This window comes from Ginsengibacter sp. (assembly GCF_057362405.1).
Genome location: NZ_JBMQQG010000086.1, coordinates 1 through 7,362 on the forward strand (window position 1 = coordinate 1; position 7,362 = coordinate 7,362).

A 7,362-nucleotide genomic window follows, 5' to 3' on the forward strand; every position below is an offset into this window, starting at 1 on the left:
AGTATTCCCGCAGCGCCATTTCTTATAGCAATCCTGGCTTTAGAATAGTCCGTCGCAGAATCTTTAAGCGCCGCGTATTTGCTAAACTGTTTCGGCAGCCCGCGTAATATCATTACCCATTTGCCGGTAACATTACAATTTTTATAATCATCTATCGCGAGTGAATCAGAGTGGAATTGCAAACCGTACCCGCAAAAAACTACCCTACTGGTGAGGCTTGTTTTCATTGCGGTAAAACTCAATGGGATATAATCATTGATTAACCTGCCATTGAATTCTTCAAACTGAAAAGTATTGTTTGCCCCTGTATCTATTTTCACAATCGGTTGAAAGTATTGGAAATAATTTTTTACCAAGGGCTGGAGACCAGCCGTTTTAAAATTCGTGCGGATAAACTTTGCGCATTCCCAACTTTCCGGTGTTCCGGGAAAGCGCCCTTTCATTTGATCACTCGCTAAAAAAGCTATCCGATCGCGAATCGCTTCTTGTGAAATTAATGACTGCGCCGAAATGAAATCCTGGTAGAATAGGAGGAAAATTATGCAACATAAAAAAGTCTTCTTCAACATTATAACGATGGGTTTGTATTTCGATCAAAAATACAACTACCATACTTAATACATCGCTGGCAAATTTTTAAACGATATAGATCTACGCAATAAACTCGTGCTGGTACGTCGCCCATCACTTTAATTGCTTCATTATTTCTTCCACCGCTTTTCAATTTGCGGATCTTTATTATTTAAACGGTCTTCGAAAGTAATTTTTATATAGATATCGGGTGAAAGCCCATTTCTTTCAATGTTCTTTCCACCTAATGTATAACAACCCCACTAAGGCAAGCGAACAAAGGAACCATCAACGAGACTTTTGCCGGAAGTAAAATGATCCAATGATACATGTTATACAGGCAGCACTTAGTTTGATTGGCGTCAGACTAACGATCGGGACGACACGAAATTAAAAACCTTCCCACAAAGAGGAAGGTTTAAAATCACCCACAATATTTATTCCTATTTAGCACTTAGATCGGGCCTGTAATACAGGAGCTCAGCCCATACATGATCTGTAGATTCAGTAATTTTTGATAGATAGTCTTCCGCCGTGCCTTCGCCATTTGCGGCTTCATACCTTTCTTTAAAAGGCTTGCGGTATCCTTCCTCTAATTCTTTTAATCCTTCCTTATACCGGGCGACCAGCGTATATTGAAATGGGCCGGAGACAACTGACTTGTACACGGCAATAGTTTGCATACCTGATTCCCATGCCTTTTTTAGTTTTTTTATCACTCCCTCAACCATAGATGATAAACCGGGTTTAGGAAACACATGTGTGATAGAAATTTTATCAGTAAAACTGGCTAATGGCACCGTGCTCAGGTCTTCCATATATTCAGAAAATACCGAAGAATATTTATCTGTCATATAGGGGGCCACATTTTTGTTCCAGTCCTTCGTGTGCTCATCGCCAAGATTACCCCGCTTATCAAATTCATCCCAGGATTTTGGCCCTTCTACCACCATGTATCCGCCTGCATCTTCGCCTGTTTGTATTTCATACACCCGCCATTTCCAGTCACCACTATGGTATTTCGCAATATGGGCAGTAAGCCCTTTTTCAAATTCCAGTACTTTGTCTGCCTTTGGAAAATAGCGGCTGGTACTAACAACTGTCTGCTTCTGGCCAAGTCCAATCAATGGTAAAGCCAATAAAAGAAAAATCAATTTTTTCATGTTTTTAATTTTTTTGTTTGTGAAATAATAATTAAATAGGGTAGAAGAGACTTTGAGCTTGCAACAGGTTTGGAAGCAGCAAGTTAATTTTTTGAAATCTTGAATCTAACCAGTGAAGGACGAAACTGTATTAAAACTGTCCGAAGGTTGGGAAAATCTTTTCTGCTGCGTTTTTCAGATTGACAAGCGGATACTCTAATCAGCAAAATCTATCATAAGCATTCCCTGGAGAGTGAGTAAATAAGTTCTAAGTGCCAGGAAGTGCAATTCCTTCAACTGTTCGTTACCGTTAGACATAGTTTTTTGTGTCCCTGCCGCAACATTATTTTCCTTAAGCCAATTAAAGCGATCAGGTGAATTCATTAGTAATTGTACCAGCATGTTAACTGAAAAGAATAAAAGTAAAAATATAATTGGCCACACATGTTTTTAGTTGTAGTATTTTGTACCAAAAAAAGATAGTTCGATGAATAAAGTTTTTACGATAATCCTGTTCTTCTGTTTAAATGAAAATGCTTACTGCCAGGTTGCTGCTGCGCCTCCTCATTATGTTTGTTACAAGATATCGGACGATATCACCATAGATGGAAAATTAAATGAGCCTGGCTGGAAGTCGGCGCAGTGGAGTGATTCTTTCCAGGATATTGAAGGTCCTGTTAAACCGAAACCAGCAGAACAAACACATGTAAAGATGTTATGGGACGACAGCAGTTTATACATCGGTGCACACATCGAAACAAAAAATATCTGGGCAACGCTTATCCAGCATGATAGTATTGTTTTTCATGATAATGATTTTGAAATTTTTATTAACCCGGATGGAAATAATCATAATTATGGAGAGATGGAGTTTAATGCTTTGGGAACCTTGATGGATATTTTTCTGGAAAAGCCTTACAGGGACGGTGGGTTCCCGATTTTTGGATGGGAATGTAAGGGTATTCAATATGCCATCTCTTATGAGGGAACTATAAATAATCCTTCGGACGTTGATACCGCATGGAACATTGAAATAAAGATTCCCCTGTCATCACTACTTGATTTGGAAAGAGGTAAAAAACATCTTGCCGCAGGAACTCAATGGAGAATCAACTTTAGCCGGGTTCAATGGAATGTAAAAGTTGAAAACAATTCGTATGTCAAATTACATGAGCCTGAACATAATTGGGTGTGGTCGCCGCAATGGGCAATCAATATGCACCGGCCGGAGTATTGGGGTTATTTGCAATTCTCGTCGCAAAAAGTTGGTACCAATGAAGATGCTTTTTTAACTGATACAAACTGGAACACCAGGATGCAGTTAATGGCGGTGTATGAGACAGAGAGACGTTATTATGAAACTGCGCACCAGTTTACAAATGATTTTTCTCAACTGAAACTCCCGGAGTATGTTGCTGTCAATAAGTTGTCACTTCAATCAGATGGCGATCAGTTCATGTTGAAGACAACCGGATCGGATAAAATACTTTCTATTGATCAAAGCGGGTTATTATTGGTAGAATAAATACCTAAAAATCGATTAATATTGCCCGTTAGTTATTGTTTGAATTGGCAGCAGCTCTTTTGCTTTCTTCGTCTAGCCCAGACCGATGTTCACGTGCTGCTTTTACCTGGTTACTGCCAAACTTATAACTGAAACCGATGACAACATTGCGTGGATCCCAAAATGCAGTGGCCCATAGGTTTTGCCCCGCAAAATTACTGGTACCATACCAGTTAATGGTTTTAAAAATATCATTTACATTTAAACGCAGGTTACCCTTACCCTTCAGGATAACCTTTTGAGCGCCGCCATTAATTCCAAGAAGATAACGGGTTTTCATGGTGCCGCGAAATATGGAGGGCGAATTATACCAACTGCTTAAACTTGTCGTCCACCCTTTACCGATAGTGAACGTATTCTCAATGTACCCGGTGCCTGCAAATATGCCCAGGTCCACTTTTCTTCCGACGCCAAAATCAGCGAGGTTGTGTTCGTAATAGCCGGTAACGCTAACGATGAGGGAATACCATGCTTTCGAAAAAGAGTAATTGACACTCAGGCTTACGTTATCCTGCCTGGCGAGATTTTTTGGTGCGTAAAAACTTTCGGTGCCGTTTAAAGTATCTGATATATTAACCATCACGTCTTTGGTGTGCGTGAAGCTAAGGTTTGTAACAAGCGTGTTGTGAAATACATTAATGAGGCTAAACGAATTGGCATATTCGGGACGCAGGTTTGGGTTCCCTTTAAATCCGCCATACTGGCTACTTCGCTCTTCAAAAGGATTCAATTGCTGGTAAGATGGCCGGTTGATGCGCCGGCTGTAAGATAACGTCCATTGGCTTTTTGGATTTTTTGTAAAGGTTACAGCGCCACTGGGGAAGAAATCAACCAGCCTGCGAACAAAGGCTGCATCGTAATCTTTAAAGCCTGCCCCGTCTTTCACAAAGCCCGTTGAATGCCCCTTGGTATTGGTATTTTCCATACGTATTCCAAATTGCGCACTCACATTTTTATAACTTTTATTATAATTTACATAAAGCGCATTAATATTTTCTTTATAAATAAAATGATTGCTTGCAGACGAATCGTAAATAAAATGACTGCCGGCATCCTGGTTATAAAAATTAAATACATTATCACTGTTAATGAAAGCGATCTTACCACCAAAGCCTAAACGCCCATTCTTAAAATTTTCTTCATAATCTGCTTTGAAGCTGTAAAGATTGATATCAGATGGCGTGTTCATTAAATAGTTATTCTGGTACAACAGGTTTTGCAGGGTTGGGTCATAAAAGATATTAGGCTGATATTGATTGCTGCGCAGCCCGAAATAACCGTAATCTGCATCCATCCCCAGTTCGTGGCCCGATGTATCTGCATAACGGTAATTTAAATTTATTCCAATATTATCCCTTGAGGACTTAGACCTGTTGTTGGACAATAAAGTGCGATCAGCCATTTTTGTGGGAGCGTAAGAAATATAAGTTGTGTTATCCCCTTTACTGCTATCTGTTGAAAAATTGCCATTTAATAATATCCCCAGTATGCTCTTTTTATTGATGGTATAATCAACACCTGCTTTTATATTATGAGAAGTATTGTGGTCGGTGGAAGGGCTCCATGCATTGAACGTGCTGTCGAGTATAGTACGATATACCTGCAAGTCAAATTCGTCTACGCCCTGGTTAAAATTATAGTTGGAAAAAAAATTAAAATTTCTATTACGGTTATTTAGTGAAATGCCTGCATTATGTTTGCCCCACACTCCCTGTGTAAAATCGTAATTGATATTGCCATTGGTTCCGTAAGTCTTGTTCTTTTTTAATTTGATGTTGATGATGCCACCGGTGCCTGCCGCTTCATATTTAGCGGAAGGATTATTAATGATCTCTATAGATTCAATAGAACTGGAGCGAAGGCTTCGCAAATAACTGCTGAGATCCTTCGCCGTTAAGGGAGAAGGTTTGCCATCAATATAAATCTGTACACCGCTTTTTCCCGCAAGGGATATATTATCATCCTGGTCTACCAACACGCCCGGCGATTGCCTTAAAAGCTCCATACCATCAAGGCCGTTTGCGTTGATGTTATTCTCAACATTCACAATTATCTTATCCGCCTTCACTTCTATCACCGGTTTTTTAACCGCTATTACTATATTGTTGAGACGGGCTACATTTTTTATTAAAATAATTGTTGGAACCCTAATATCATTTCCATCGTATTCCAAAAAATCTGAATAGTTATTTTGAAATCCCACACTTGAAATCTTTAAGAAATATTTACCGGGGTTTACGGAAACGAATTCATAAATGCCTTCACTGTTTCCAACGCTCATTTTGATGAGGGAACTATCTGCAACCTTATACAAAAAAGCAGTAGAAGCGGGCACAAGGTTGCCGGACTCATCTTTTACGTCACCACTTATTTTTTGTGCACTTGCATAAATATTAATTATGCAAAAACAGATAATAAACACAACTCTCATAAACATATTTTTATTCGGAAAAAGCTGCAGGTGGGAATTTACAGGCTTGGATTAAGAGCAGCAAAAATAAAATTTTAAATTTCAAAATAATATTTTATTGGCGGAAGATGGATGAGCGGTCAACAGTTAGTCAGCCTCAATACTGCTGTCGGCGGGCGGCCGACAGCCCAATAATAAAATCTTATTGTCACGACAGACTCTATAATGCTCAGCGCTTAAGTTGCCAAAACACTGTCCAACCCCAACGGCTAAACGAAATTTGTATGAAAGGAAAGGCATGGCTCAAATTTGCCCGTCACGTGTCGGCATCGTGCCTCCTGACATCTAAATTTAATTCGGCAGATTTGGCCCCCGGGAAAACTCATAATAATAGTAGCAGTAACATTTGTGTATATGACAAAGGGATGGCCAATTTTAGCCATACCTTTGTCGCTTTATTTTTTTATAATATTTCGAATGAGAAGAAAGTCTGGAAATATGTGGCGTATAGAATCAAAAGAAAAAGCCCAGTCTTAATCCAAGGAAGCCCGCATTTTTATATCCTTCATACCGAAGACTTGCATCAAAACCGCCCAGCAACACGCCGATGCCAGGAGCATAAGTAAATGAGTTTCCTGAAACGTGAGCAAGATTATTGTTGACGTCTTTATAATAAACGATGCTGTGCGTACTGCCCAACTCCATAATTCCATAAAATTTATTGGTGAACTTATACCTGCCGCCTAACTTAAAAGGGATATTTAGAGTAGCCTTAGAATTACCATTTAAGTTATTTAGATTTTTAGGTGCAAACGCAATAGCGCCGGTAGTAAAGGTGGCACCAAATTGAGGTGTTATTTTATACAAAAACCGCAACGTTAAACCGCCGCCAACAGAATAGGCCTGGCCAAAAGTTCCGACCGGTAAGGCGGCTTCCAAACCAAGGCCGATTTTAAATTTTTTCCCGGTAATTGTCTTTTCATCCTGTGCATGAATGGTTGTTGTGCAGAGTAAGAACAAGACAGTTAAGATTGATAATATTTTTTTCATTTTTTATAAATTTAACTTCAAATATCCGATGGCATAAATTTGGAATCAATACTCAATTTGGGGTATCAAATGAATTGCATTTTCATTCTGGCTCATCGGTTCGTATACCACGAACCGAAACCTCCGGATCAACCGGCTAAATTCAAACCGGAATTTTCTATTTAATTTTATAATTCTCTAACGGTTGCAATTTTTTAATTTTTCAGTTTATCAATTGCATGGGTAATAAATTGGAAGTGTTTCTTTTTTTTATTTCGAAATAATTTTTCTGATGTACAAAACAGGTTGTAAATTTTTAGGACTTATATTTTTGCTGATACTGCCGTGGTCGGTATTCTCTCAAAGCAATTCATGGAATGTGAAGAATGATGAACTGCAGGATCACTGGCAAATACAATCTTCCGATAAAGTATATGCAGGCGGAGAAAATATTTCTACTTTGAACTTCAAACCTTTAAACTGGTATGCGGCAAAAGTTCCGAACAGTACTTTAGGAACCCTCGTGGATGATGGCGTTTTTAAGAATATTTTTTTTAACCGCAATCTTGAAAAAATCCCTGATAGTTTATTTAAAGCACCGTGGTGGTATCGCCGCACTTTAATGATAAATGATCTGAATCGGGGAC

The 7,362-nt window shown here is 39.0% G+C and carries 7 protein-coding genes; 2 read left to right on the top strand and 5 right to left on the bottom strand.

Going from position 1 to position 7,362, the window contains the following annotated elements:
* The 3 genes from ACO1O5_RS07595 to ACO1O5_RS07605 form a co-directional block, all read right to left on the bottom strand.
* On the bottom strand, nt 1–320 hold a 320-nt coding region (locus ACO1O5_RS07595), incomplete at its 3' end, for a protease-associated domain-containing protein (RefSeq protein ID WP_486269238.1).
* 693 nt (nt 321–1,013) lie between these two features.
* Nucleotides 1,014–1,733: a hypothetical protein gene (locus ACO1O5_RS07600; RefSeq protein ID WP_486269239.1), complete on the bottom strand. Its 720-nt coding sequence runs from the start codon at nt 1,731–1,733 to the stop codon at nt 1,014–1,016.
* 195 nt (nt 1,734–1,928) lie between these two features.
* Nucleotides 1,929–2,114: a hypothetical protein gene (locus ACO1O5_RS07605; protein ID WP_486269240.1), complete on the bottom strand. Its 186-nt coding sequence runs from the start codon at nt 2,112–2,114 to the stop codon at nt 1,929–1,931.
* Nucleotides 2,115–2,199: 85 nt separating this feature from the next.
* Between ACO1O5_RS07605 and ACO1O5_RS07610 the strand changes: the two genes are divergently transcribed.
* Nucleotides 2,200–3,237, top strand: coding sequence for a carbohydrate-binding family 9-like protein (locus ACO1O5_RS07610; protein WP_486269241.1), 1,038 nt, complete (start codon nt 2,200–2,202; stop codon nt 3,235–3,237).
* Between the two features lie 28 nt (nt 3,238–3,265).
* Here the strand turns inward: ACO1O5_RS07610 and ACO1O5_RS07615 are convergent, their stop codons facing one another.
* Complete coding sequence (locus ACO1O5_RS07615; RefSeq protein WP_486269242.1) at nt 3,266–5,707, bottom strand: outer membrane beta-barrel family protein; 2,442 nt, start codon at nt 5,705–5,707, stop codon at nt 3,266–3,268.
* A gap of 492 nt (nt 5,708–6,199) precedes the next feature.
* Nucleotides 6,200–6,736 (bottom strand): hypothetical protein, encoded by a 537-nt coding sequence (locus tag ACO1O5_RS07620; protein ID WP_486269243.1) that lies wholly within the window; start codon nt 6,734–6,736, stop codon nt 6,200–6,202.
* A 271-nt stretch (nt 6,737–7,007) separates the two neighbouring features.
* Between ACO1O5_RS07620 and ACO1O5_RS07625 the strand changes: the two genes are divergently transcribed.
* On the top strand, nt 7,008–7,362 hold a 355-nt coding region (locus ACO1O5_RS07625), incomplete at its 3' end, for a hypothetical protein (RefSeq protein WP_486269244.1).